This window comes from Micromonospora sp. DH14 (assembly GCF_029809455.1).
Classification (GTDB): Bacteria; Actinomycetota; Actinomycetes; order Mycobacteriales; family Micromonosporaceae; genus Micromonospora; species Micromonospora parva.
The window spans coordinates 291164-315393 of the sequence record NZ_JARVKT010000003.1 but is presented as its reverse complement, the minus strand read 5'-3'; the positions used below and the strand labels follow the sequence as shown (position 1 = coordinate 315393).

The following is a 24230-nucleotide window of genomic DNA, read 5'->3' as shown; positions in this document are numbered from 1 at the left end:
GCTCCCAGGTGCGGGTCGCGATCGGAGAAATGCTCCACAAAGGAGCCATTGAAAGGAGCCTCGTGGCTACCAGCACGAGCAGAGACAGGGTGCGAAGACTAGCGATACCGACGCTGGTCTTCGCCCTGATCGCCGGCACCACCGGCATCGCGGGACCGGCGTCGGCGGCACCGGCGGGACCGAAGGGCGGCGCGGGCGGGTACTTCACCCCCGGGTCCGACAAGAAGGTCATCCTGACCGACGGCGCCGATCGCCGGCCGGGCGGCAGGAAGGCGGCCGAGCAGCAGGCCACGGCGGACGAGAGCCGCCCGGGCAGGTACATCGTCGAACTGGCCGAGGAGCCCCTGACCTCGTACGCCGGTGGCTCGTCCGGGCTGGCGCGGACCCGCCCGGAGGCGGGTGCCCGGCTGGACGTGACGTCGGCGCCGGCGCGGGCCTACCGTGGCCACCTCGACGCGCAGCGCGACGCGGTCGCCTCCGCCGCGAAGGTCACTGTCACCGCCGCCTACACCACCGCCTTCAACGGGTTCTCCGCGAAGCTGACCACCGAGCAGGTGACCGCGCTGCGGGCGGACAAGCGCGTCCGCGCCGTCACCGCCTCAAAGGCGCTCGGCACCCCGACGCCGCCGCCCACCGCTCCGATCGCGAGCACCCCGGCCACCGCCACTCCTGACGAGCTGGACAAGTCGGCGGGAGCGGACACCGCCGGCCGGCCGGACGCCCCCGGCAAGCCCGGTCCCGGGACCGGCGCGGGCATGGTGATCGGCGTCCTGGACACCGGCATCTGGCCGGAGAGTGCGTCGTTCGCCAAGAAGATGCCGGCGCCGGCGAGTTGGCACGGCACCTGCCAGACCGGTGTCGCCTTCGTGGCCGAGCACTGCAACGGCAAGATCGTCGGTGCCCGGTACTTCGCCGACTCGTGGCTCGCCTACGGCGGCACGGTGCCCGACGGTGAGATCCTGTCCCCCCGCGACGTGGCCGGGCACGGCACACACACGGCCTCCACCGCTGCCGGTCTGCCGCTGCCGAACGTCACCATCGACGGTCGCCGCTTCGGTCCCGTCTCCGGGGTGGCCCCGGACGCCCAGATCGCCGTCTACAAGGTGCTCTGGGGTGGCATGGGCTACGACGCCGACATCATCGCCGGCATCGACGCCGCCGTCGCCGACGGCGTGCAGGTCATCAACTTCTCGATCGGCTCCCAGCTCGGCGACTGGGAGGCCAACACCCCCATCGGTATCGCGTTCCTCAACGCCACGCTGGCCGGGGTCTTCGTGGCGGCGTCGGCGGGCAACACCGGCATCGTGAGCGGGGCGATCAGCAACGCGGCGCCGTGGGTGACCACTGTCGGCGCGGCGGTGACGAAGCTCGACGAGGCGACGGTCAAGCTGGGCGACGGCACGAAGCTCGTCGGCGGTTCGCTGGACGTCCTGCCCGGTGGCGACTCGCGGCCGATGGTCTTCGGCGAACAGGCCGGCTCGCCCGACCTGGGCGCCGTCTACTGCGAGCCCGGCAGCCTCGACGCTGCCAAGATCAAGGGCAAGGTCGTCGCCTGCGCGCTGTCCGACATGTTCGGCTCCGCCGCCGAGATCAAGGCCAAGGGCGGGGCGGCGATGGTGGTGTTCGACCCGGTCGGCAACTACCGGATCAACTCCATCTACAACTTCCCGGTCGTCTACCTGCCGACCGAGAAGCAGGCCGGCTCGCTCTTCAACTACCTGATGCGCCACCCCACCGACGCGAAGGTCTCCCTGCGCAGCGGCGGTGACGGCTCCAGCGTCCCCGGCCTGCCCAGCGTGGCGGACTTCTCCTCCACCGGCCCGGACAAGGTGACCCTCGGCGTCTTCAAGCCGGACCTGGTCGCGCCAGGGTCGAACATCATCGCCGCGGTCTCCCCGGCGGGCAACTTCGGGCGGAACTACGACGCGTACTCGGGCACCTCGATGGCCTCGCCGTACGTGGCCGGCGCGGCGGCGATCCTGCGCGCCACCCACCCGACGTGGTCACCCGGCGCGGTCGCCTCCGCGCTGCGCACCACCGCCACCGACACGGTCGGCACCAGCAACCCGCTGGAGCAGGGCAGCGGGTTCATCAACCTGGCCAAGGCCACCGACCCCGGCCTGGTCATCCAACCGACGGCGGCGGACCTGACCAAGTTCAGCGAGACGGCCCAGCCCGACGGCAAGGAACTCAACCTGCCGGCCATCTCGTTGCGCGAGTACGACGGCACGCGGCCGGTGACCATCACCCGCACCCTGACCAACGTGGGCAAGGCGAAGGAGACCTACCGTTCGTCGGTGTCCGGCCTGCCCGGCATGAAGGTCACCGTGTCCCCGGCATCGGTGACGCTGACGCCCGGCACGTCCGCGACGGTGACCATCACCGTGCGTCGGGGCAGCGCGCCCTGGGACCGTTACGTGACCGGCTCGATCACCTGGCAGGGCAAGGCACACAGCGCCCGGATCCCGGTGGCCGCCCGCCCGTGGGGCATCACCCCCCGGCCGTACGCCGACGACGGCGAGGAGTTCGGTCGGATGACCAACGGTGCGTTCGGCTCGCTCCAGCCCGGCTTCACCGGACCGTTCGCCGGCCGCAGCACCGGTTACACGCCGATGCGGCGGACGTCGTACTCGATGCCGGCCGGCGTCTACGGCGGCGTGTTCGACCCGAAGGCGACCGGGGTGAAGAAGGTCGACTTCACAGTGCCGGCGAACACCGCCGGCATCGTGCTCGAGACCACCACCGACGACCCGAACACGAACCTCGACCTGTACCTGTACAAGGGCGACACCCTGATCTACAGCAGTGACAGGTACTGGACCAGCACCGAGCAGGCCTACAAGTTCCTGCCCGAGCCGGGGCGCTACACGGCGTACGTGTTCGCGCAGTACCCCGGCGGTCCCGTCGTCGACTTCCAGCTCGGGCACGCCATCATCAGCCGAAACGCCACGTACGCGGGTGCCACGTTGGAGGCCCCCGCCAGTGTGGAACGCGGCCTGACGTACGGGTTCACGTTGAAGCCGAAGAAGCCGCTGGGCGACGGCGACTTCTGGGCCTACACCGAGTGGAGCACCAACGGCACGAAGATCCCCGGCAACCTTGTCTACACCCAGCAGAGTTCCTGGCAGTAGACCGTTCTGATCTGTGGGGCGGTGCCGTCGCGCACCGCCCCACAGCCCGCGTCCGGATCAGAGTGTCAGTCGTTCGACGAAGGCGCGGCGCGAGTTGACGTCGCTCAGCGGCAGGGCCGTCAGCTCGTAGCCGAGCTGGGTGTACGCGGCGGCCATGGCGTCGTGGGTGCGTACCGCCTCGGCGAAGTCTTGGTGTCGCTCGCTGTCGTTGGCGTATATCTCCGGCCAGGGCGGTGCGATGAAGACGCGCCGGTGGTAGCGGAACCGCCGTGCCGCCGCCGCCACGTGGTCCGGAACGGGCCAGCCGAGCAGGAGGTGGTAACCGACCAGGTCCGGAATGCCGCGATCGAAGAAGACCGGGCCGGTGTGCTGGCCGGCGAGACGGTAGGACCGGATCTCCCAGCTCAGCGTGATCTCGGCGTACAGCCGGGAATCCGCGCCGTGCACAGCCCGACCGCCGATAGAAAGCTGGTCCTGGGTGATCTGTCGCCCCGCCTCCTCGACGCAGGCGTGGCCGACACGTCGCAGGCTGTCGAGCAGCGTTGACTTGCCGGCTCCCGGTCCACCGGTGATGACCACGTATCGACTGCTCATGCAGACCCTCTGAATCGGTGGGCGACGGGCGCGCCCTTGGACTTCTCGCGGCGCTGAGACGGAGATCTTGGACAGTTTCCGTTCCGTCGGAACGGAAACTGTCCAAGATCTCCGTCACTTCACGACGCGATCGTCAGCGGTGGTGGGCGGGGGTCGCCCCGTCCACCACCGCGTGATGGTCAGTTGACCGTGATGGTCAGGTTGATCGAGCGCGTTTCCCCGCTGCTGTAGGTGGTCGTCACCCGGGCGGTGAAGGTGCCCCTGCGGGGGTAGGTGTGGGCGATCGAGCGCAGCGTCGCCCCGTGCGTGACGGCGCTGTTGTCGCCGAAGTCCCACGCGTAGTCGGTGATGTTCTGCCCGGACGGTGCCGTCGCGGTGGCCGTCAGCGTGGTGTTCAGCGTCCCGGTGCCGCTGGCCGGGTTCGCCGCCAGTGACAGCGTCCCGCCCGGCTCCTGCTTGACCCCGGCGCCGTTGAACCGTAGCCAGTCCAGGGCGAGCAGGTCCGGGGTGCCACCGGTCTGGGCGGCGTTGACGAACCTGGCGTACAGGGTGGTGGTGCCGGTGGGCTTGTTGGTCAGCGTGACGGTGGGGGAGACCAGGTTGTCCCATCCGCCGGTCGAGCCGATGGCGGCGCTGCCGATCAGCGTGCCGGTGGGTGAACCGGTGCGCAGTTCGATGGTGCCGCCGAGCCCGCCGTTGGTCACCCCGAGCGTCACCGACCCGATGTTGCGCAGGTCCACCGGCCCGTACGCGACCCAGTCGTTGTGGTCGACCTCGCCGAGCCGCTTCCCGGCGCGGGCGGTGGCCCGGTCGTTGACGGTGACGCCGGACTGGGCGCTGAAGTGCTCCGCCTCCTTGCTCTTCGGCTGCAACTGGACCCGGGTGGAGCCGGTCAGCGCCGGTACGCCGCCGGCCGCGCCGCCGTCGGTGTACTGCGCGGTGATCAGGGTGTAGAGGTTCTGCCCCGGCCCGTGGCCGTCACCGGCGTCGGCCTCGGTGGCGAGCAGCCCCGAGCAGCCGGTGTAGACGTCCAGCGGGTGGGCGTGCTGGTCGTGGCCGAGCTGCGTCTGCACTGTCACCTTGGCGCAGTCGATGGTGGCGTCCTCCGGGTCGCTGACCGTCACCGTGTACGGGATCTTGTCGCCGAAGTCGAAGAAGCCGCCGTCGGGGACGGTGATGGTGACCGTCGGCCGGGTGTTGCCGACGACCACCTCGGTGACGGCGGTGGCGGTCAACCCGTTGCCGCTGTTGCGCACGGTCAGCCGGGCGGTGTATTTGCCGGCGGTGGAGTAGGTGAAGCTCGGGTTGGCGGCTGTCGAGTCGGTGCTGCCGTCGTTGGTGAAGTCCCAGGCGTAGCTGAGTGCCGTGCCGTCACCCGCCGTCGTGCCGACCGAGGAGAAGCTGACCGACAGTGGCGCGCGTCCGCTGTCCGGGGTGGCGGCGATCTTCGCGGTCGGTGGCCGCCCGTTGGCGACGTAGTCGATCCGGTAGATGCCGGCTCCGGCGTTGCTGCCGCCGCGTCCGCTGCCGGTGCCCTCGCCGAAGTCGATGACGTAGAGCGAACCGTCCGGGCCGAACTCCGCCTCGAAGGGCTGGATCCAGCTCATGGTGTCGAAGATCCCGTTGATCGACTGGAGGTCACCCACGGCGGCCGGCGCGAAGCGGGCGTTGCTGAACGTCTGTGCCGTCTTGTGGATCGACAACGTCTTGAACCACCTGCGGGTCAGCTCATAGGTGATCCACTTGCCCTCGAAGTACTCCGGGAACTTCGTGGTGCGGGGGTTGGCCGGGTCGTAGTCGTAGACCGGGCCGCTCATCGGCCCGCCACCGCCGGTGCCCAGCTCGGGGAACTGGGTCGAGGCGGAGTACGCGTACCAGACCAGCGCGGACCGGGCCGCGGGCAGGGTGGTCAGACCGGTGTTGTTGGGCGAGTTGTTCACCGGCGCGGCGCAGTTGAACTTCGCCCCGGAGGTGTTGGTGGCGAAGTTGTAGTCGTTGAACGGGATGTTGTTGCCCACGCAGTACGGCCAACCGAAGTTGCCGGCGCTGGTGATCCGGTTGAACTCGACAGTCCCCTCCGGGCCACGGTTGGGGTCGGCGGCGCGGGCGTCCGGGCCGTAGTCGGCCACCAGCACCGCGTTGGTCTGCGGCTCGATGGTGATCCGGAACGGGTTGCGCATGCCCATCGCGTAGATCTCCGGCCGGGTCCTCGCGGTGCCGGCCGGGAAGAGGTTGCCGCTGGGCACCGTGTACGTACCGTCGGCCTGTGGGGTGATCCGCAGGATCTTGCCGCGCAGGTCGTTGGTGTTGCCGGCGGTGCCCTGGGCGTCCCAGGCGGCGCGGCCGGCGCGTTCGTCGATCGGGGTGTAGCCGCTGGAGGCGAACGGGTCGGTGTTGTCACCGATCGCCGCGTAGAGCCGGCCGGCACCGTCCATGGCGAGGGATCCGCCCATGTGCGAGTTGGCCCGGCCCTCGCCCCGGTAGGTGGGGACGGCCAGCAGGCGTTTCTCCGAGGAGAGCGCGACGCTGTTGTTGGCGACGGTGAACCGGGACAGGTTGAGCTGTTTGAGGGTCTTGTCCGACCAGAGCAGGTAGATCCAGCCGTTGCTGGCGAAGTTGCGGTCCAGGGTCATGCCGAGCAGCCCGTCGGACTGGTCGGTCATCGCCGAGGTGTACGCGAAGTCCAGCAGCGTGGTGACCTGGAGCGTGTCCTGGTTGACCACCTTCAGCGCGCCGGTGCGCTGGATGTAGTAGACCTTCCGGTCCGGGCCGACGGCCAACTCGAACGGGTCGGCCAGGTTCTCGGTGACCAGACCCACCCGTTCGAAGTTGCCGGTCTTGGTGGCCGAGCAGTCACCGGCGACCGCGCCGGCGGCCCACTCGATGCCGTAGCGCAGGTGCTCCAGGAAGGTGGCGCTGCTGAACTGGGAGCTGGCGTGCCCGCCGGCGGTGAACCAGGACCGGCCGCCGTCGTAGCGCTGACACCAGGAGTACGCGTGGTCGACGCCCTCGTCCAGGCCGTTGATCCCGTCGCGCACCTTGATCTGCGCGAGGGTGTGCACCTTGCCGGTCGGGTTGGTCCGCCAGTTGTACCACTCCTCGCTCTGCTCCCAGAGCTCCGGCAGGTTGCGGGTGGAGGGGTGCGCCCGGTCGAGCACCTTGACCCGGCCGGGGAACGTGCCACCGGTGGCGGAGAAGTCGGGGTGGTAGTCGAAGATCGTGCCGACCAGGCCCTCGTACCACTGCCAGTCGCGTTCGCTGGCCGAGGCGGCGTGCAGGCCGGCCCAGCCGCCGCCGTTGCGGATGAACGTCTGCAACGCCGCCCGCTGGCTGGCGTTGAGCAGGTCGCCCGAGGTGGGCAGCGAGTTGGTGTTGTTGAACACGAGGGCGTCGAAGGTGGCGAGGTTGGCGTCGGTGAACGCCGCCGCGTCGGTGGTGGCGACGACCTCGAAGTTGTGGGCGGCGCCGAGCTGCTGGATCGCGGCGATGCCGGCCGGGATCGAGTCGTGGTAGAAGTTGGTGATCTTGGAGAAGACCAGCACCCGGAAGCGCGGGGCGGCCTCGGCGGGCAGGGCGGTGGTGGTGCTCACCACGGCGGCGACGGCGAGCAGGATCAGACAGAACGCGCGGAGGTGTCGGGGCATGGGGGCGCTCCCTGTTGGACGGTGAGGGGTCGGAAAGCGCTTTCTTGCTGCCCGCATCACGGTACTGACAGCCAGTGACGACCGTCAATAGCGCTCTGGTAAGCGGTTTCCCGCGCCGTTGCGGCTGGTGACCCTTGCACTACGCTGCTTCCTGCGAGATGCGGCGATGAGGAGTACCGGTTGACCGACATGCGCGGCAACGGGCCGGAGCGGCCCTGGGGTGAGCTGGTAACGGTCATCATGGACAGGTACGACGCGCTTCCGCCGCTGCGTCGGATTCGTCCGGAGGTGGAAGAGGCGGCAGCCGTCCTGGCTCGCACCGGTTTCATTCGCGCGGCCGACGACCTGCCCCGCGACGGGCTCGCCGCCAGCGTGAAGGAGGCCATCCGCGAGTGGTCCCCGAACCCGCGCCGGCTGGTGGTCTACTGGGCCGGTCACGGCAAGGCCGTGCACGGCGGCGAGTTCTTCCTGTGCTGCCGGGACACCACCGGCCCGGAGCCGGCGCAGGAGACCGCGATGCCGGCGCGGCGGCTCGGTGAGCTGCTCGCCACGAAGGACGTCGCCGAGATCGTCGTCCTGGTCGACGCGTGCGGCGCCGGTGGTGCCGCGGACGAGATCGTCGACGGGTTCCGTCGGCAGGCGGAGCGCCGCGTCGCGGCCGGTGGCGGCCGGCCCAACATCGCGGTGATCAGTTCCGCGAGCCGGTTCGAGATGGCGAAGGAACGGGTCTTCTCCCGGGCGCTCGCCGAGGTGCTCAGGGACGGCCCGCCACCGGATCCGTCGTACCTGCCGTGGACCGACCGGGACCGGCACATCACCCCGAACGAACTGGCCCAGGCGCTGCGGGTGAAGCTCGCGAGCATCGGTGCCGGACGGATCCTGCAGACCCCCGACCACGACATGGCGGGCATGGTGGGCCGGTTCTTCCGCAACCCACGGCACCGCGGCTGGCTGCCCGACGTCAACGTCGACGAGCAGCGCCAGCGCAACGCGTTGCTGCCGGCGGACGTCGTCGAGCACTTCATGCTCAAGTTCCGGGGCATCGATGCCGGGGACGACCAGGGGTGGTATTTCACCGGCCGGCACACCGTGCTGCGACGGATCGTGGCCTGGCTCAACGACGACCGGCCGGGCATGCTCGCCGTCACCGGGTCCCCGGGGTGCGGCAAATCGGCAGTACTCGGCCGGCTGGCCATCCTGTCGGTCCCGGAGTACCGGCAGGAGGTGGAGATCCACGGTGGCCTCAGCGGGGTCCCGGTGGACACCATCCCGACAGCCGGGTCGATCCACGCGGGAGTGCACGCCAAGAACAAGGCCATCCTGGACTGTGTCAACGAGCTGTCCGAGGCCCTGAACATCACCGCGCCCAGCCGTGGTTGGCAGACCGCGAGCGAGTTCGTGCACCGCGTCAGCGAGGTTCGCCGTCACCGGGCGACGATCCTGCTGGACGCGCTGGACGAGGCGCAGCACCGCGACATCCGCCTGATCGCCTCGGAACTGCTGCGGCCACTCGCCGATCTGCCCGGCATCAAGGTCCTCGTGGCTACCCGACCGGACCGCTCGGGCGACCCGCTGAGCGCCGAGCAGGGCCACCGGCCGTTGCTGCGTGCCCTGGGGGTGAGCGACGACCAGGTGATCTGGCTGGACCGCGACGCCGACCAGGACGCGGACATCGCCAGCTACTCGTTCCGGCGGCTGACGCACACCACCGGCTCTCCCTACCTGGGACGCGACGGCGAGGCCCGGCGCGCGGCGGAGGAGATCGCCGCCCACAGCAACGGCGTGTTCCTCTTCGCCCGCCTCCTCACCCGACGACTCGCCCGGATGCCGCAGGTCGCGGACCTCGGCTCGCCGCAGATGCGCAGCCTGCTCAGCGGCAGCGTGGTCAATGCCTTCGCCGAGGACCTCGCCCGCTTCGGCGACCACGAGCGCAAGGTCCGTGACCTGCTCACCCCGCTGGCGTGGGCGGAGGGCGCCGGGCTGCCGCGCCGGGACGTGTGGCTCACCCTCGCCAACGCCGTCACCGACGGCGGTCGGTACACCGAGGCCGACCTGCACTGGTTGATGGCCAACGCCGGCGCGCACCTGGTGGAGTCGAGCGAGGACGGCCAGGCCGTCTACCGGCTTTACCACCAGTCGTACAACGACTACCTGCGATGGGGCACCCAGACCCGGCAGGTGCAGGCGCTCATCACCAGGGCCCTGGTCGACCTGACGACGATCGACGGCGTCCGTCGGTGGCCGGACGCCAACCCGTACGTCCTGCGGCACCTGGCGACGCACGCCGCCGCCGGTGACAGCCTGCCGGAACTCGTCGACGACAGCGGTTTCCTGCTCTACGCCGAGCCGACCCGGCTGTGGCGGGTCCTGGCCGGTGTCGACCACCGCGATCGGCCGTTGGTCCGGCTCTACTGGCGCACCGCCGCCGACTTCCCGGACATGTCCACCGCGCAGCGCGCCGCCGCGTTGCAGTCGGTGGCCCTCGCGCACGAGCCGGAGGCCCTGCCGCTGCTGCACCTGGTCGACGAGATCCCCTGGCGGGGCCTGTGGGGCCGGGGCGAGCGCAGTGCCATCCACCGACGCCTGGCCGGGCACACCAGCGCGGTGACCGCGGTGGCGATCCGTGAGGTGTCGCGCGACGTGGTCATCGCCACGGCCAGTGGGGACGGCACCGTCCGCGTCTGGGACACGACAGGCAACCACCGGGCGACGCTGCGGGGGCATCGCGCTCCGGTGCTCGCCGTCGAGATCGTCGCCGTCGACGGGCGGAACTTCGTCGCCACCGGTGGCGCCGACGGCACGGTGCGGCTGTGGGACCTCACCACGGGCGCGCAGGAGGCGTCGGTGAGCCACGCCGGCGGTTGGGTGCACGCGCTGGCGGCGGTCACCCTGCCGGACGGGCGGGCGTTGCTCGTCGGCGGCGACGAGGCGGGCAGCGTGCGGATCTGGGGGCTGCCGGCCCTGAACCTGCACGCCACCCTGCCGGACCATCTCACGACGGTGCGGGCGATCGTGACGGCCCGGGGCCGCGACGGCCGCTGCCTCATCGTCACCGGCGGCGACGACGGCCGGGTACGCCTCTGGGACCCCGAGGGGTGGGTCCTGCTGCGGACGTTGGGGACCACCGGTTGGATCTACGCGTTGGCGGCGGCCACCATCGGCGGTCGGCTCCTGCTGGCCACCGGCGGTGCGTTCGGCACGGTGACGCTGTGGGACGCGGGGACCGGCGAGTCCCACGTCAGCTGCACCGGCCACACCGGAGCGGTCAACGCGCTCGCCTTCGGTGAGATCGACGGCCGGACGGTGCTGGCCACCGCCGGTGACGACGGCGGTGTCCGCCTGTGGGACCCGGTGAGTGGCTCCGCGCTGCGCACGCTGCGGCATCCGCCGTCGGTGTACCACGCCGAATCCGACTGGGACGGCGGCGGCCGCCGGATGCTCGCGCTCGAAGGGCCGGAGGGTCCCGGCGATGAGCAGGAGCCGCGCGACAATCCGCCCGCCGACCGGGAGTCGATCCTCGCCCTGGGGTTCAACACGGGTCGGGGGCCGGCGGTGCTGGCCACCGGCGGTGCCGACCGCACCTTGCGGCTCTGGGAGACGGTGACGTCGACCGGCGGCGCCACCCGGGACGACGGCAGGTTCACCACCAGCGCGGTGTTCGCCCGGACCGGGTCCGGGCACATGCTGGTGACCGGCGGCCGCGACGGGCGGGTGCTGATCTGGGATGCGGTGACCGGACGGGTCCACCGGCCCATCGTCGGGGTCGGCGCGGTGAACGCCCTGGCGGTCACCGAGCTGGCCGGCCGGCCGGTCGTCGCCGTCGCCGCCGGCCAGTCCGTGCGACTGTGCGACGCCGTCACCGGCGACCTGTTGGACTCCACCCGCGGGAACGCCGTGCTGTCCGTCATGGCGGTGGCGTTCTGCGACCTGGGGGAGGGGGTTCTGCTGGCCTACACGGGCGATCAGGGGCAGCTCGTGCTGTGGTCTCCGACGACCCACGAGAGGTGGACGGTGCAGACGGCGGGCGGCCGGGTCAACGCCCTCGCCGTCGCCGTCCACGGGGATCGGAGGGTCGTGGCGACGGTCGGCTTCTCCGACACCGTCGAGCTGCGGGATCTCGCTGGCGAGGAGGTGCAGCTGCTGGCCGGGCACAAGGGCTACGTGCGGGCGCTCGCGGCCGGCCGTCTGTCCGACCGACCGGTGCTCGCCACCGGCGGGCAGGACAACAACGTCGTGCTCTGGGACGTCGAGCGGGGCGAAAAGATCCACACGCTGCGGGGGCACGGGGAGGCGGTGAACGCGCTCGCCATCGGTGAGATCGACGGGCGCACGGTGCTGGCTTCGGGCGGCGACGACCGCACGGTGCTGCTCTGGGACTGCCGGACCGGCCAGCGTCTGGCCCAACTGACCAGCCAGACGGCGGCGGTACGCGCACTGGCGATCATTGAACGCGACGGTCGGACGCTGCTGGCCAGCGGCGGCGACGACGGCGTCCACATGGTGGAGCTGCGGCAACTGCCGGTGCCGCCCGAGCACGACACTGCGACGGACGGCCGCCGGCAGCGCGTCCGGGCGGATGGGCCGATCTTCGCCCCGGAACCGGGGCCTTCCTCCATGGCGGCGACGCCCACCCCGGAGGGAGAGTCAGAGGGCCGGCGACGCCGTACGTGGACCCACTGGTCCCGAGGGAACTGGGCCATCCGAGCGGAGGAGCCGCATGCCCATCCGTGACCTGGTCGTCATGGTGCCCGGGGTGACGGGGAGCGTGTTGACGCTGCCCGGGCGGGGTGACGTCTGGAATCTGTCGTGGCCCACCGTGGCCCGCGGCGCCGCGTCGTTCACCCGTACCGTCGAACTGTTGCGCCTGGCCGACGGTGCGCCGGGGACGGACGGTCTGCGGCCGGCGGGTCCGGTTCGCGGTCTCCACCTGTGGCCCGGGTTCTGTGGCGGCCCCGGGTACGACCGCCTGCTGCGACAGCTCACCGACGCCTTCGGCCCGGCTCTGCGGGTGTTCAGCTACGACTGGCGTCGGTCGAACCGGCACACCGCGAGGCTTCTGAACGAGCACGTGCGGTCCTGGTTGGACGAGTGGCGGCGCGGCGCTGGTGGCCCGAGCGCCAAGGTCGTCTTCGTCTGTCACTCGATGGGCGGGCTCGTCGCCCGGTACCTCATCGAGGTGCTGGGTGGCCGGGAGTTGACCCGCCGACTGGTCACACTGGGCACGCCCTACCGTGGCTCGGTGAACGCGGTGCGGGCGCTGACCGGCGATGCCTTCCGGCCACTGCGTTCGCTCGGCTGGGACACGCTGCTGACCGACGTCACGCGGACCTTCCCGGCACTGTACGAGCTGTTGCCGACGTACCGTTGCCTGGACGTGGGCGGTGGACCGACGAGCGTGCGGGCCGTGGCCCTGCCGGGGCTGGCGCCGGACGCGGTGGCGTCCGGACTGGCCTTCCACGACGAGATCGCCGCGGCGGTGCGGGTGAACGGCCGTCCCGAGTACACCGTTCACGCCGTCGCCGGGAAACGCCAACCCACCTGGCAGAGCGTGACCGTCGACCGGGACGGCCTGTCGTACGGGAAGGCCTACCAGGGTCGGGACTATCTGGGCGACGGGACGGTGCCGCTGTTCAGTGCCGTGCCACCGGAGTGGGCCACCACCGAGGAGGCGACCTGCTTCGCCGAACGACACGGCCCGCTGACCGCGTCGCGTCGGGTGCTCGACGTGATCCTCGACAAGATCGATCCCGTCGACCTGGGGGAGATCCTGGCGCCGCCGGTGGAACTCGGCCTGGACGTGCCCGAGGTGGCGGTGGCGGACACGCCGCTGCCGGTGGTGGTGACCGCCGACCGGCCGGACCTGCTCCTGCACGCCCGACTCGAGTGCCCGGACCGCGGCGAACCGGTCGCCGTGACCATGCTGCGTCCCGACGGGCACTGCCGCTACGACGGCTACCTGCTGCCGCCGGTGGGGACCTGGCGGGTGGTCGTCGAGGCGGTCGCCGAGGTTCCTCCGGTGGCCATCTCCGACCTCGTCTTCGTGGCACCGGCGGGGTGAACCGCCGCTCTCCGGTCCGACGGGCTGCTGTCAGTCCGCGCGTGCCGGTTCCGCCGGCCGGGTGAAGAAGCGGACGATGTCGTCCGCCGCGGTAGGGGACAGCATCATGGCCTGGACCTGTGCGGACATCTCGGCGATCGGGTGGATCCTGGTGAACATCGACTCTTCGTAGCCGCGGATCGCCGCGTTCGGGTCGGCCGGATCGCCGGCGAGTCGGCCGGCGAGTTCCGCCGCGTCGAGCATGGCCTGGTTCGCGCCCTCGCCGACCGGCGGCATGAGGTGCGCGGCGTCGCCGATCAGGGTGACGCCCGGCCGGTTGGCCCAGCGCGTGCCGGTGGGCATCGCCTCGATCAGGCGTCGCGTCGGCGGGCTGTCGGCGGCCTTGATGAGTGCGGTGAGGCGGGGGGCCCAGCCGGCGAACAGGTCCAGCAGGGCGCGCTTGCCGCGGTACGTGTCGAGGGGCTGCTCCGGCGCGCGCAGCGAGATCCCGACCCGGAGGCTGCCGTCGCCGAGGCGTTGGGCGGCCAGGATCTGGTTCGCGCCGACGCACCACAGGTTCCCGGGGCCGACCAACTCGGCGAGGTCGGGATGCCGCCGGTCGACGTCCTCGACGCTCAGCTCCACCAGGGTCGCCACATAGGACAGCGCGACGTCGGTCAGCAGGGTGCGGACGACCGAGCGCGCGCCGTCCGCGCCGATGAGGATGTCGCAGCCGGCTCGGTGGCCGTCGTGGAACGTCAGATCCCAGCCCTCGTCGGGGCGTGCGGTCGCCGCGACGAGCCGGTGCCCCCAGCGCACCGTGCCGCTGGGCAGGGAGTCGAGCAGGAGATCACGCAGGGCGCTGCGGTCGATCTCGGGTCGCCCGGAGAATGAGCCGGGTTGCGGCACGTGGTGCACCAGGGTGCGTCCGGTCGGGTCGAGGATGCGATGTTCCTCGCCCTCGGGCCGCGCCGCCGACTGGAACCGGTCGGCGAGACCCGCCTCGGCCAGTGCCAGTTGCCCGGACTCCGGGTGCAGGTCGAGGGCGCCGCCCTGGGGGCGCGCGGACCGGCTCGCCTCCCGGTCGTACACCACGGCGTCGATGCCGCGCCGGTGCAGGATCCGGGCCAGGGTCAACCCGCCGAGGCCACCACCGGCGATCGCGATTCGCGTTCTCACGCCGCTACCGTACACTGTATTTGTGGATACACCGTACGGTAGCGAGCCGTTGTCAGTATGGGAGCGGCCCGAACCTCAACCGAGGGCGGCGCCGGTGCCGTTGAGCCGGGACAAGATCGCCGCTACGGCGATCCGGCTCGCCGACGCGGGCGGCCTCGACGGGCTGTCGTTGCGCAAGATCGCCAAAGAGCTCGGTGTGGGCCCGATGCGGCTCTACGACTACGTGACCAACAAATCCGAACTCCTCGATCTCATGGTCGACGTCGTCTATGCCCGGATCGCCGAGGTGGCCCAGCACGCGCAGTGGCGCGCCACGCTGCTGGCCATCGCCCACGCGACCCGTGACGCCGCCCTCGCCCACGAGTGGTTCGCCGACCTGCTCGGCGGGCGGCCGCACCTGGGGCCGCACGCGCTCGCCGTGGGCGAGGCGACAGCCGCGGCGCTCAGCAAGGCCCCCGCCGTACGTGACATCGACGACCTCCAGCGAGCGGTGGGCGCCCTCAACGCCTTCCTGGCGGGAGCGGTCCGTAGAGAGATCACCGAGCGCCGCACCACCCGGTCCACCGGCACCGACCTCGCCGCCTTTCAGGCCCGCCTCGGCCCCTACCTCACCCGCATGTTGACGACCGGCAGGTACCCCACCGTGGCCCGGCTCGTCGTCGACGGCGCGCACCTCAATGCCCAGGAGACCTTCCACCACAACCTGACCACCGTCCTGGACGGCATCACCGGCCGACCCCGACAGTGACCCGCTGCGCCTGCGGGCGTCGGACGACAGTCCGCCGGAGCGAGTTCACCTCGCCATTCAGACAGGAGCCCACCCATGTTGGTCAGCATGGCGACGAGCGCTGGCACTGCCGACCGGCCGAACGAGGACTTCGTGGGCGCCGTTCCTGGCGCTGTCGTGCTGCTCGACGGCGCCGGCATCCCGGGATCCGAATCGCTGTGCCGCCACGGCGTCGCCTGGTACACGCACCGCCTCGGCGGCGCGCTGCTCGGCCAGCTGTCGCGCGGCGACGGGCGAGGGCTCGCCGCGATCCTCGCCACCGCCATCGACGAGATCGCCGCCGAGCACGGCGACACCTGCGACATCGCGGACCCCAGCAGCCCGCAGGCCACCGTCGCAATGGTCCGCGCCCACCACCGCCGCCTGGACTGGCTGTTGCTCGCGGACTGCTTCGTCGTTCTCGACCGGGCCGACGCCGGCCCGCAGGTGCTCACCGATGAGCGCGAGACGACTGCCCGGCGGGAATGCTCGGCGCCGCTGGCCGGCCTGGTCCGGGGAACCCCGGAGTACGACCGGGTGCGCGCCGCGTGCGTCACCGCGCTACGTGCCCGTCGCAACCAGCCGGGCGGCTACTGGATCGCCAAGGACGATCCGCGCGCGGCACGGGAGGCGGTGACCGGCAGCCGGTCCCTCGCCGGCCTGAACGGTGTCGCGCTGCTCAGCAACGGCGCCAGCCGCATCGTCAGCCCGTACGCCCAGACCGACTGGCCGGGTGTGCTGGACCTGCTGCGCGCCAGCGGGCCGGCCGGCGTCATCGCTCGGGTCCGGCGGGCCGAGGCGCAGGCCGCCGCTGACGCCGACGCGCTGGCTCCGGACGACGCCACGGTGGCCCACTGCGCGCACCTGGCGCGGTGAGCGCCGGCTCGTTCCGCGAGGCCGTGCTCGGCGTCAGGCGTGCGACGGGGGAGCCGCGGCGGAGGACCGCTCGTCCGACCCGCCGGGTGCGCTGATCGAGGCCGCGATGATCCGGCTGGGCACCACCGGCGCGTCCCGCCCCGTGCCCCGCCGGTTGTCGCCGCCGGCGGATTCCTCGTGATAGTCCTGCTCCACGTTGACCGACCAGATGTCGTGCGTACTCCCGGTGGCGATGTTCTCGACGGTGAGCATCGCGGTCAGCATCGAGTGGTCCTGGTTGTTGTAGCGGTGCATGCCGTTGCGGCCCACCGGATGCACGTTCGGCACCGCCTCGGCCAGCCAGGCTCGGATCACCTCCACGTTGTGCTGGTAGCGCTCGTCGTACACCGGGTAGGCCTTGGGCATCCGCACGACGTAGCCGGCCTCCACCACACCGGGTCGGACCAACCCCAACCGCTCCAGCTCCGTGGTGGCCAGGGCCACCAGGTCGGCATCCGGGGTACGCCACATCTCGTCGTCCTCGAACACGAAGTACTCCAGGCCCAGGCAGGTGCGGCCGTCCTTCACCAGGTACGGCGACCAGGAGCCGAAGTTCTGGATCCGGCCCACCCGCACCTCCGGGTCGTGCACGTAGATCCAGTTGTCCGGAAACGAGAACTCGGCCGGCACGACCAGGGCGACCGTCAGGAAGTCGCGGTAGCGCAGGTCGGCCGCGCAGGCCCGGACCTCCGGCGGGGCCGGAGGGTGCAGCGCGGCCACCAGCTCCGAGATCGGCATGGACGAGATCACGTGGTCGGCCGCCTCGGTGCGCTGCCCGCCCGTGCCGTTGACGGTCACGCTGATCGCCCGTCGGCGGGCCGGGTCGCGGTGCACGGCGGTGACCCAGCTGCCGGTGGACAGCTGTCCACCCCGCTCGCGGACCCGCTCGGCGCAGCGTTCCCACATCATCCCCGGCCCGTACTTCGGGTACTGGAACTGCTCGATCAGGCTCGTCACGTCGGTGCGCCGACGCCGGGGCAGCAGCGCGTTGCGGATCGCCGTGGCCAGCGACAGATTCTTGATCCGTTGCGCCGCCCAGTCGGCCTGCAACCGGTGCGCCGGCATACCCCACACCTTCTCCGTGTACGTCTTGAAGAAGATCGAGTACAGCCGCCAGCCGAACCGGGCCGACACCCAGCCCTCGAAGTGCGACTGGTCGCGTGGTGGTCGCAGCCGGGCGCGCGCGTACGAGCCGAGGCAGCGGGCGGCCTCCGGCAGACCCAGGTTGCGCAGGGCGTTCATGGCGCTCAACGGGTAGTTGAACAGGGCTCCCCGGTAGACGATGCGGCTCATCCGGGGCCGGGTCAGGAAATCCTCGTCCGGCAGGATCTCGTGCCAGAACGCCTCGACCCGGGGCACCTTCGTGAAGAACCGGTGCCCGCCGATGTCGAACCGCCACCCGTCGCGCTCGACGGTCCGGCTGATCCCGCCGACCACCTCGTCGGCCTCGAACACCTGCACCGATCGGCCGTGCCGGAGCAGCTCGTACGCCGCGGTGAGCCCGGCCGGCCCCGCCCCGATGACCACCGTGCCGCTCTGCTCGCTCATGCTGACGCGCTCCCCCTGCTCACCGCCATGGTTGAGGCGCGGCGTCGACCCGTTCTGCGCAGAATGTCACACTTGGGGGTGGCTGGTCCCCGCTTCGGCGGGGCGCGTGGCGGCGTACCACGAGAAGAGCGACCCCCCACGCGGCCGGGGGAGCGGGGGAGCGGGGCGGATGGACCGGTGGCGCACTGGCACGACGGCGCTGGCCGCCCGGGCGGTCGTGGTCGGCCACGGCGCGGCGCGCGTGGCCCGTCGGGTGCCGGCGCCCTGGCCGTACGTCATTGCCCTGTTCCTCGGCGCGAAGCTGCTGCTCACAGTGCTCGGGCTCCTGGTCCTGCACGCCTGGGACGGTATCCCCGGGGCCCCGCCGCCGGACGAGGCGCTGATGTGGGCGCAACAGCGGGAGATCTCCGGGCACCGGTGGCTGTCGTTCTGGTTCGCCTGGGACTCGCTGCTCTACCTGCGGCTGAGCACCGTGTCGCTGAGCGGGCCGTGGGTGGACTTCGGCTTTCCGCTGCTGTACCCGTTCCTGGCCCGGCCGGTCGGTGTGCTGTTCGGCGGCGACACCGCCCTGGCCCTGCTGCTGATCAGCAACGTCGCGTTCCTGCTGGCGCTCTGGTACGGCTACCGGCTGGCCGAGCTGCTGCTCGGCGACGCGCACGCGGCCCGCCGGTTCACCCGGTACCTGGTGCTGCTGCCGACCGCGTTCCTGTTCCAGGCCGCGTTGACCGAGTCGCTCTTCGTCTGCCTCGCGTTGGCCGCCTTCTACTACGCCGAGCGCAGGCGGTGGCTGCTGGTCGGGGTGGTCGGCTACTTCCTGGCGATGAGCCGCTCCGTCGGCCTGCTCGTGGTGCTGCCGCTGGCCCTGGTGCTGGTGCGCCAGCACGACTGGCGGCTGGGCCCGCGCGCCCTGCTCGGCTACCTGCGGACCGGGTGGCCGTTGGCGCTGCTGCCCGCCGGGTGGTTCACCTTCATGGCGTACTGCCGGTGGCGGGGTGGGGACTGGTTCGCCTACCAGCACGCGCAGCGGACCGGGTGGGGGATCGAGGTGCAGAACCCGGTGCCGGTGCTGCTGAACGGGCTGGCCGGGGAGCCACGCGACGCCGTCCGGGTGTGGTTCGCCGTGGCCGTCCTGGGCGTGCTGGTCGCCGGGTTCCGCCGCCGGGAACTGGCCTACCTGGTGTACGGCGTCCTGATGGTGCTGGTGCCGCTGTCGATGGGCCCGCCGGTGTACAAGAGCCTGCTGCGCTACCTGCTCGCGGTCTTCCCGGTGGCGCTGGTGCTGGCCCGGTGGGCCCGGCACGCCAGCGTCGACGTGTGGCTGACCGCGACGCTCGCCGTGGTGCAGGGCGTGCTGTTCGTGCTGTGGCTCAGCTACTGGACCCACATGATCATCTGATCGGCTGGGCCGCCGGGTGCGCCTCGACGACGCTGCCCCGGCGCACGTGCGCCGGACACGTGTGCGAGCCTGTCACCGATGTTCGGAGCGTACTGAGTGGAGGCCCGGTGTTCGCAGTGCCGCTGACCGAGGACGTCGAGCTGCGCCCGCTGGAGCCGTGGCGGGCCGAGGAGTTCCTCGCCAACCTCGACCGGGCCCGGGAGCACATCCAGCCGTGGGTGTCGCCGACCTTCGTGGCCACCGACCTGTCGTCGGCCCGAGCGGTCCTGCAACGCTACGCCGACCGCTGGGCCAGCGACAGCGGCGGCATCTGGGGGCTGTGGTGGCACGGCACCCTGGTCGGCGGGGTCCTGCTCGTGTCCTTCGACGTGACCCGAGGTGTCTGCGAGGTCGGCTGCTGGGTGGAGCCGGCAGCCGAGGGAAAGGGCATGGTCGCACCGGCGGTCCGCTGGCTCGTCGACTGGGCGGTGCGCGAGCGCGGCATCCAGCGGGTGGAGTGGCGCACCAACGCCGACAACACCCGCAGCAAGGCCCTCGCCGGTCGGCTCGGCCTGCGCCTGGACGGCACGCTCCGCCAGGTCGCCCCCGGCCCGAACGGCAGGATCGACCTCGAAGTCTGGTCCGTGCTGGCCGACGAGTGGTTGGCCGGATCGAGCGCGACGCCGGCCACTGTCCACTGACGACGTATTTCTGTCGTACCCGGGCGACACCATGCATCCATGGCCGTCCCCGCGCTCACCCCTCGTCCCGACCCGCCGCGTTCCGTGCCGCTGCGTGAGGCGCGCACCCGGTTCAGCCAGCTCGTCGCGCTGGCCGAGCTGACCGACGCGGTCACCGTCGTCACCCGCGACGGCGACCCCCGCCCGGTCGCCGCAATCGTCCCCGCCGCGGCCGCCCGCAGCGGCGCGCAGGCCCGCGCCGACGCCGACCGTCTCGCCACTGTCACCGCCGGCTGGGCTCGGCGCCTCGACGAGCAGCACCGACGCAGCAGCCAGCGGCACGCCGCCGAGCTGAGTGCGGTCCGCGCGGCGCTGGCCGAGGTGTGGTCCGAGCTGGATCGCCGAGTCGTCCCGGGCAGCGACCCGGCGCTGGCCCGGCTGCGCGCCGCACACAACGACCTGCTCGCCGGCTGACGCACTCCCGCGCGACAGCCGGCTGACGCACTGCCGCGGGTGGCGACGTCCGCGCCGGTGCGAGCCGCGCGCCCCGGTCAGCCGGTGGCCGGGTAGGCGTGCGTCTCGGTCGCCTTGACCGCCGCCCACACCCGCTGGCCCGGGATCAGCCGCAGTTGGGCGGCGTCGGCCGGCGTGACGTCGGCGGCCACCCCGATCGGCCCGTCCAGTTGCACCCGTACGTTGTCACCGTGGCGCTGCACGCCGACCACCGTCCCCGCCCAGGTGTTGCGCGCGCTGCCCTCCGGCCGGGCCGGGTGCAGCGCCACCGCGGCCGGCCGGAACGCCACGAACGCCTCGCCGTCCAACCGGTCGGCGACAGTGAGGGTCAGCTCCGGTGAAATCCGCACCCCGTGCCCGTCGGCGCGGCCCCGGTACAGGTTCAACCCGACCAGCCGGGCGACGTAGTCGGTGCGCGGCCGGGCGGTCACGCTCGGCCCGTCGCCCTCCTGCACCACCCGGCCACCCTCGACGATGACCAGTCGGTCGGCCAGCGCCAGCGCGTCCAGCGGGTCGTGGGTGACCAGCACCGTCGCGCCCGCGTGCGCCGACAGGTGCCGGTGCAGCTCCGCGCGGGTGTCCAACCGGGTGCGGGCGTCCAGCGCGGCCAGCGGCTCGTCCAGCAACAGCAGCGACGGTGCCACGGCAAGCGCGCGGGCCAGCGCCACCCGCTGCGCCTGGCCGCCGGAGAGCTGCCGGGGCCGGTGGCGCGCCTGCGCGTCAAGCCCCACCCGGGTCAGCCACTCCCGGGCCGTGGCGCGGGCGGCCCGCCGCTCGACACCGTGCCGGCGCGGCCCGAAGGCCACGTTGTCCACCGCGCTCAGGTGCGGAAAGAGCAGGTAGTCCTGGAAGACCACGCCGATCGGCCGGCGCTCGGTGGGCACCCAGCACCCGGTGGCCGGGCGGTCCAGCTCGACGCCGTCGAGGGTGACATGACCGGCGGTGAGCGGATGCAGCCCGGCCAGCGCACGCAGCGCGGTCGTCTTGCCGGCCCCGTTCGGGCCGAGCAACGCGACCACCTCGCCGGGTGCGACCCGCAGCGGCACGGCGAGTCGGAAGGCGCCCCGGTCGACGACGACCCGGGCGTCCAGCAGGGCATCGCTCATGCGGTGCTCATCCAGCGCTCACGCAACGCGACCAGGATGCCCACCGACACCACGAGCAGCACCAGGCTGAGCACGATCGCGGACTCCAGGTCGGTCTCCAACGCCAGGTAGACGGCGAGCGGCATGGTCTGGGTGCGGCCGGGATAGTTGCCGGCGAAGGTGATGGTGGCCCCGAACTCGCCGAGCGCCCGCGCCCAGCAGAGCACCGCCCCGGCGGCCAGCCCGGGCGCCACCAACGGCAGCGTGACGTGGGTGAAGGCGGTCCACCGGCTGGCCCCCAGCGTCGCGGCGGCCTCCTCGTAGCGGTGGTCGGCGGCGCGCAGCGCACCCTCCACGGCGATCACGAGGAACGGCATGGCCACGAACGCCTCGGCCAGCACGACACCAGTGGTGGTGAACGGCAGGGTGACGCCGAACGTGGTGTCGAGCCAGCCGCCGAGCAGCCCGCGCCGGCCGAAGACCAGCAGCAGCGCCACCCCACCGACCACCGGCGGCAGCACCAGCGGCACGGTGACCAGCGCCCGCACCAGCCGGCGGCCGGGGAACTCGACCCGGGCCAGCACCCAGGCGAGCGGCACCCCGAGCAGCAGGCAGAGCGCGGTGGCCAGCGTCGCGGTCTGCACCGACAGCCGCAGCGCGGTCAACGCGCCCGGCTCGGTGAGTCGCTGCGGCAGGGTGGTCCACGGCGCCCGGATCACCAGCCCGACCAGCGGCAGGACGAGGAAGAGCAGCCCCAGCCCGGCGGGGATCAGCAGCGCCGCCGGCACCCGCCCCCGCCGTCGCGGCGTGGCCCGGCGCTCGCGTGCCGCGTCGTCACGCTCGCGTGCGGTGTCGTCGTGGACCTGCCTCACGGAGCCTGGAACCCGGCCTCGGCGAGGACAGCCTGCGCCGGCGCCGAGCGGACGTACGCGACGAAGGCCCGCGCGCCGGTCGGATTGGGCGCGTCCTTCAACGCGACGATCGGGTAGTCGTTGACCGCCCGCGCCGACTCGGGGAACTCCACACCGGTCACGTCGGCGCTCGCCGCTCGCACGTCGGTGCGGTAGACCAGGGCGGCGTCGACCTCACCCAGCTTCACCTTGGCGAGCGCGCCCTTGACGTCCTGCTCCAGGGTGACCGGTGTCAGCGCGACACCGGCCGCGTCCAGAGCGGTGCGGGCCGCCGCGCCGCAGGGCACCTGGTTGGCGCAGAGCGCCACCTTCACCCCGGGCCGGCTCAGGTCGGCCAGCCCGGTCACGCCCTTCGGGTTGCCCCGGGGCACCGCGATGACCAACTGGTTGCGGGCGAAAACGGTCGGTGTGCCATCGGCGTTGCCCGCCTCGGTGACCGTGGCCATGTTCGCCGGGGCGGCGGAGGCGAACACGTCCGCCGGCGCGCCCTGGTTGATCTGGTTGGCCAGGGCGGAGCTGCCCGCGACGTTGAGGGTCACGGTGCTGCCGGGATTGGCGGCCTCGAACTCCTTGCCGATCCGGCGGAACGACTCGGTCAGCGAGGCGGCCGCGAACACCGTCACCGCCCCGGTGACCCGGCCGTCCGCGGCACCGCCGGAGGCCCGGTCGTCGCCCGCGCCGCAGCCGGCGACCGCCAGCGCCATGACCACTGCCATCGCCGTACGCGTCGTCCGTGCGCTCATCCGCCCGACCGTCCCCTGCTCACAGCTGGTGCGGCCCGCTCCACCACCACCGTTGTCGACTTGATCACCGCAACGGCCACCGCCCCGACCCGCAGATCGAGCTCGTCGACCGCCTCCCGGCTCATCAGCGACACGACCCGGAACGGACCAGCCTGGATGTCGACCTGGGCCATGACCGTGTCCTTGCGGACGTCGACGACGATGCCGCGCAGCCGGTTGCGGGCCGAGGAGAACTCGGCGCCCGCGTCCGGGTCGGCGGCCTGGGCGCGGGCGAACGCCGCCAGGTCGACGCCGTCGATCACCCGGTGGCCGTGCTCGTCGCGCCCGGCCGTCAGCCGCCCGGCATCGACCCAGCGGCGGATCGTGTCGCTGCTGACGCCGAGCAGGTCGGCCGCCTCACCGATCCGGAACATCGTCACCGGCTCACCATAGCTGCCGCATCTGCGAGCGCGAAAGGCCGAAATGAGCCGTGTCTGCGTACCTCTTGGGGCTTCTGCGGCCGTGGCTGCGTGCCTTCCGCGCGGCCCGGTGGTTGCCGCGGGCGGCGCGCGGCTCAGGCGTCGCGGTTGTCGTACGTCGCGCGGTTGGCGAGCACGTCGTCCATGTGCGTTTCGGCCCAACCCTTCAGGCCGCGCATCAGGTGGTGCAGGGAGATGCCGAGGTCGGTCAGTTCGTAGGTGACGGTGACGGGCACTGTCGGCACGACGGTGCGGGTGATCAGACCGTCGCGTTCCAGGGAGCGCAGTGTCTGGGTGAGCATCTTCTGGCTGACCCCGGCCAGCAGGCGCGACAGCTCCGAGTAGCGCATGGACCGGGGCCTGCCGGCGCAGTCGAGGCCGAAGCGGTGCGAGCCGTCGCTGTTCAGCGCCGCCAGCACCAGGGTGACCCACTTGTCCGCGATGCGGTCGATCAGCTTACGACTCGGACACTGCGCCAGGAAGGCGTCATATTCCGCCTTGGCCTGAGCCCTCTTCTGCGCCGCCGTGGTCGTTGTCATCAAGCCGCTCCTCAGCCGCCGGGGCGTTACGCACCTTCAGGTGCCTACTTCCGATAGTGAAGCTACACCCCGATGGTGGAGCAGGTAGACGATGCGCCGGCACCGCTCGGCG

The 24230-nt window shown here is 71.9% G+C and carries 17 protein-coding genes; 8 read left to right on the top strand and 9 right to left on the bottom strand.

Features of this window, described 5'->3' with window-relative positions:
• Window positions 1-89: 89 nt before the first annotated feature.
• The gene (locus QCZ28_RS07305) at window positions 90-3131 is read left to right on the top strand and encodes a S8 family serine peptidase (protein WP_279515820.1); all 3042 of its coding nucleotides are present in this window, start codon (window positions 90-92) and stop codon (window positions 3129-3131) included.
• Between the two features lie 57 nt (window positions 3132-3188).
• On the opposite strand, the gene QCZ28_RS07300 is transcribed toward QCZ28_RS07305, so the two are convergent.
• Both QCZ28_RS07300 and QCZ28_RS07295 read right to left on the bottom strand, forming a co-directional pair.
• On the bottom strand, window positions 3189-3725 hold the full coding sequence (locus tag QCZ28_RS07300; protein ID WP_279515819.1) for an AAA family ATPase: 537 nt from the start codon (window positions 3723-3725) through the stop codon (window positions 3189-3191).
• A 179-nt stretch (window positions 3726-3904) separates the two neighbouring features.
• A complete protein-coding gene (locus QCZ28_RS07295) occupies window positions 3905-7369 on the bottom strand; it encodes a ThuA domain-containing protein (protein ID WP_279515818.1) in 3465 nt (1154 codons plus the stop codon).
• A gap of 189 nt (window positions 7370-7558) precedes the next feature.
• Between QCZ28_RS07295 and QCZ28_RS07290 the strand changes: the two genes are divergently transcribed.
• Window positions 7559-12100, top strand: a complete 4542-nt coding sequence (locus QCZ28_RS07290) for a WD40 repeat domain-containing protein (protein WP_279515860.1) — start codon at window positions 7559-7561, stop codon at window positions 12098-12100.
• Window positions 12087-13427, top strand: coding sequence for a hypothetical protein (locus tag QCZ28_RS07285; RefSeq protein ID WP_279515817.1), 1341 nt, complete (start codon window positions 12087-12089; stop codon window positions 13425-13427). The genes QCZ28_RS07290 and QCZ28_RS07285 overlap by 14 nt, the downstream gene beginning before the upstream one ends.
• Before the next feature lie 30 nt (window positions 13428-13457).
• Here the strand turns inward: QCZ28_RS07285 and QCZ28_RS07280 are convergent, their stop codons facing one another.
• Window positions 13458-14585, bottom strand: coding sequence for an NAD(P)/FAD-dependent oxidoreductase (locus tag QCZ28_RS07280; protein ID WP_279515816.1), 1128 nt, complete (start codon window positions 14583-14585; stop codon window positions 13458-13460).
• 94 nt (window positions 14586-14679) lie between these two features.
• Here QCZ28_RS07280 and QCZ28_RS07275 point away from each other — a divergent pair, with 94 nt between their 5' ends.
• A complete protein-coding gene (locus QCZ28_RS07275) occupies window positions 14680-15333 on the top strand; it encodes a TetR/AcrR family transcriptional regulator C-terminal domain-containing protein (RefSeq protein ID WP_279515815.1) in 654 nt (217 codons plus the stop codon).
• Between the two features lie 87 nt (window positions 15334-15420).
• A complete protein-coding gene (locus QCZ28_RS07270) occupies window positions 15421-16227 on the top strand; it encodes a protein phosphatase 2C domain-containing protein (protein ID WP_279515814.1) in 807 nt (268 codons plus the stop codon).
• Between the two features lie 33 nt (window positions 16228-16260).
• Here QCZ28_RS07270 and QCZ28_RS07265 read toward each other — a convergent pair whose 3' ends face one another.
• Window positions 16261-17814: an NAD(P)/FAD-dependent oxidoreductase gene (locus QCZ28_RS07265; RefSeq protein WP_279515813.1), complete on the bottom strand. Its 1554-nt coding sequence runs from the start codon at window positions 17812-17814 to the stop codon at window positions 16261-16263.
• A gap of 169 nt (window positions 17815-17983) precedes the next feature.
• Between QCZ28_RS07265 and QCZ28_RS07260 the strand changes: the two genes are divergently transcribed.
• From QCZ28_RS07260 to QCZ28_RS07250, 3 genes are all read left to right on the top strand, one after another.
• Window positions 17984-19210 carry a hypothetical protein gene (locus QCZ28_RS07260; protein WP_279515812.1) on the top strand — a complete coding sequence of 409 codons (1227 nt, stop codon included), beginning with the start codon at window positions 17984-17986 and terminating at the stop codon, window positions 19208-19210.
• Window positions 19211-19317: 107 nt separating this feature from the next.
• Window positions 19318-19890, top strand: coding sequence for a GNAT family protein (locus QCZ28_RS07255; RefSeq protein ID WP_279515811.1), 573 nt, complete (start codon window positions 19318-19320; stop codon window positions 19888-19890).
• Window positions 19891-19929: 39 nt separating this feature from the next.
• Window positions 19930-20343, top strand: coding sequence for a type II toxin-antitoxin system Phd/YefM family antitoxin (locus QCZ28_RS07250; RefSeq protein WP_279515810.1), 414 nt, complete (start codon window positions 19930-19932; stop codon window positions 20341-20343).
• Window positions 20344-20420: 77 nt separating this feature from the next.
• On the opposite strand, the gene QCZ28_RS07245 is transcribed toward QCZ28_RS07250, so the two are convergent.
• From QCZ28_RS07245 to QCZ28_RS07225, 5 genes are all read right to left on the bottom strand, one after another.
• Window positions 20421-21488, bottom strand: a complete 1068-nt coding sequence (locus QCZ28_RS07245) for an ABC transporter ATP-binding protein (RefSeq protein WP_279515809.1) — start codon at window positions 21486-21488, stop codon at window positions 20421-20423.
• Window positions 21485-22255, bottom strand: a complete 771-nt coding sequence (modB, locus tag QCZ28_RS07240; RefSeq protein ID WP_279515859.1) for a molybdate ABC transporter permease subunit — start codon at window positions 22253-22255, stop codon at window positions 21485-21487. Before modB ends, QCZ28_RS07245 begins: the two co-directional genes overlap by 4 nt.
• 80 nt (window positions 22256-22335) lie before the next feature.
• The gene (modA, locus tag QCZ28_RS07235) at window positions 22336-23121 is read right to left on the bottom strand and encodes a molybdate ABC transporter substrate-binding protein (RefSeq protein ID WP_279515808.1); all 786 of its coding nucleotides are present in this window, start codon (window positions 23119-23121) and stop codon (window positions 22336-22338) included.
• A complete protein-coding gene (locus tag QCZ28_RS07230) occupies window positions 23118-23540 on the bottom strand; it encodes a MerR family DNA-binding transcriptional regulator (protein WP_279515807.1) in 423 nt (140 codons plus the stop codon). The genes modA and QCZ28_RS07230 overlap by 4 nt, the downstream gene beginning before the upstream one ends.
• Window positions 23541-23674: 134 nt before the next feature.
• Entirely contained in the window at window positions 23675-24118 is a 444-nt protein-coding gene (locus QCZ28_RS07225; protein ID WP_279515806.1) for a helix-turn-helix domain-containing protein, read from the bottom strand.
• Window positions 24119-24230: the final 112 nt, after the last annotated feature.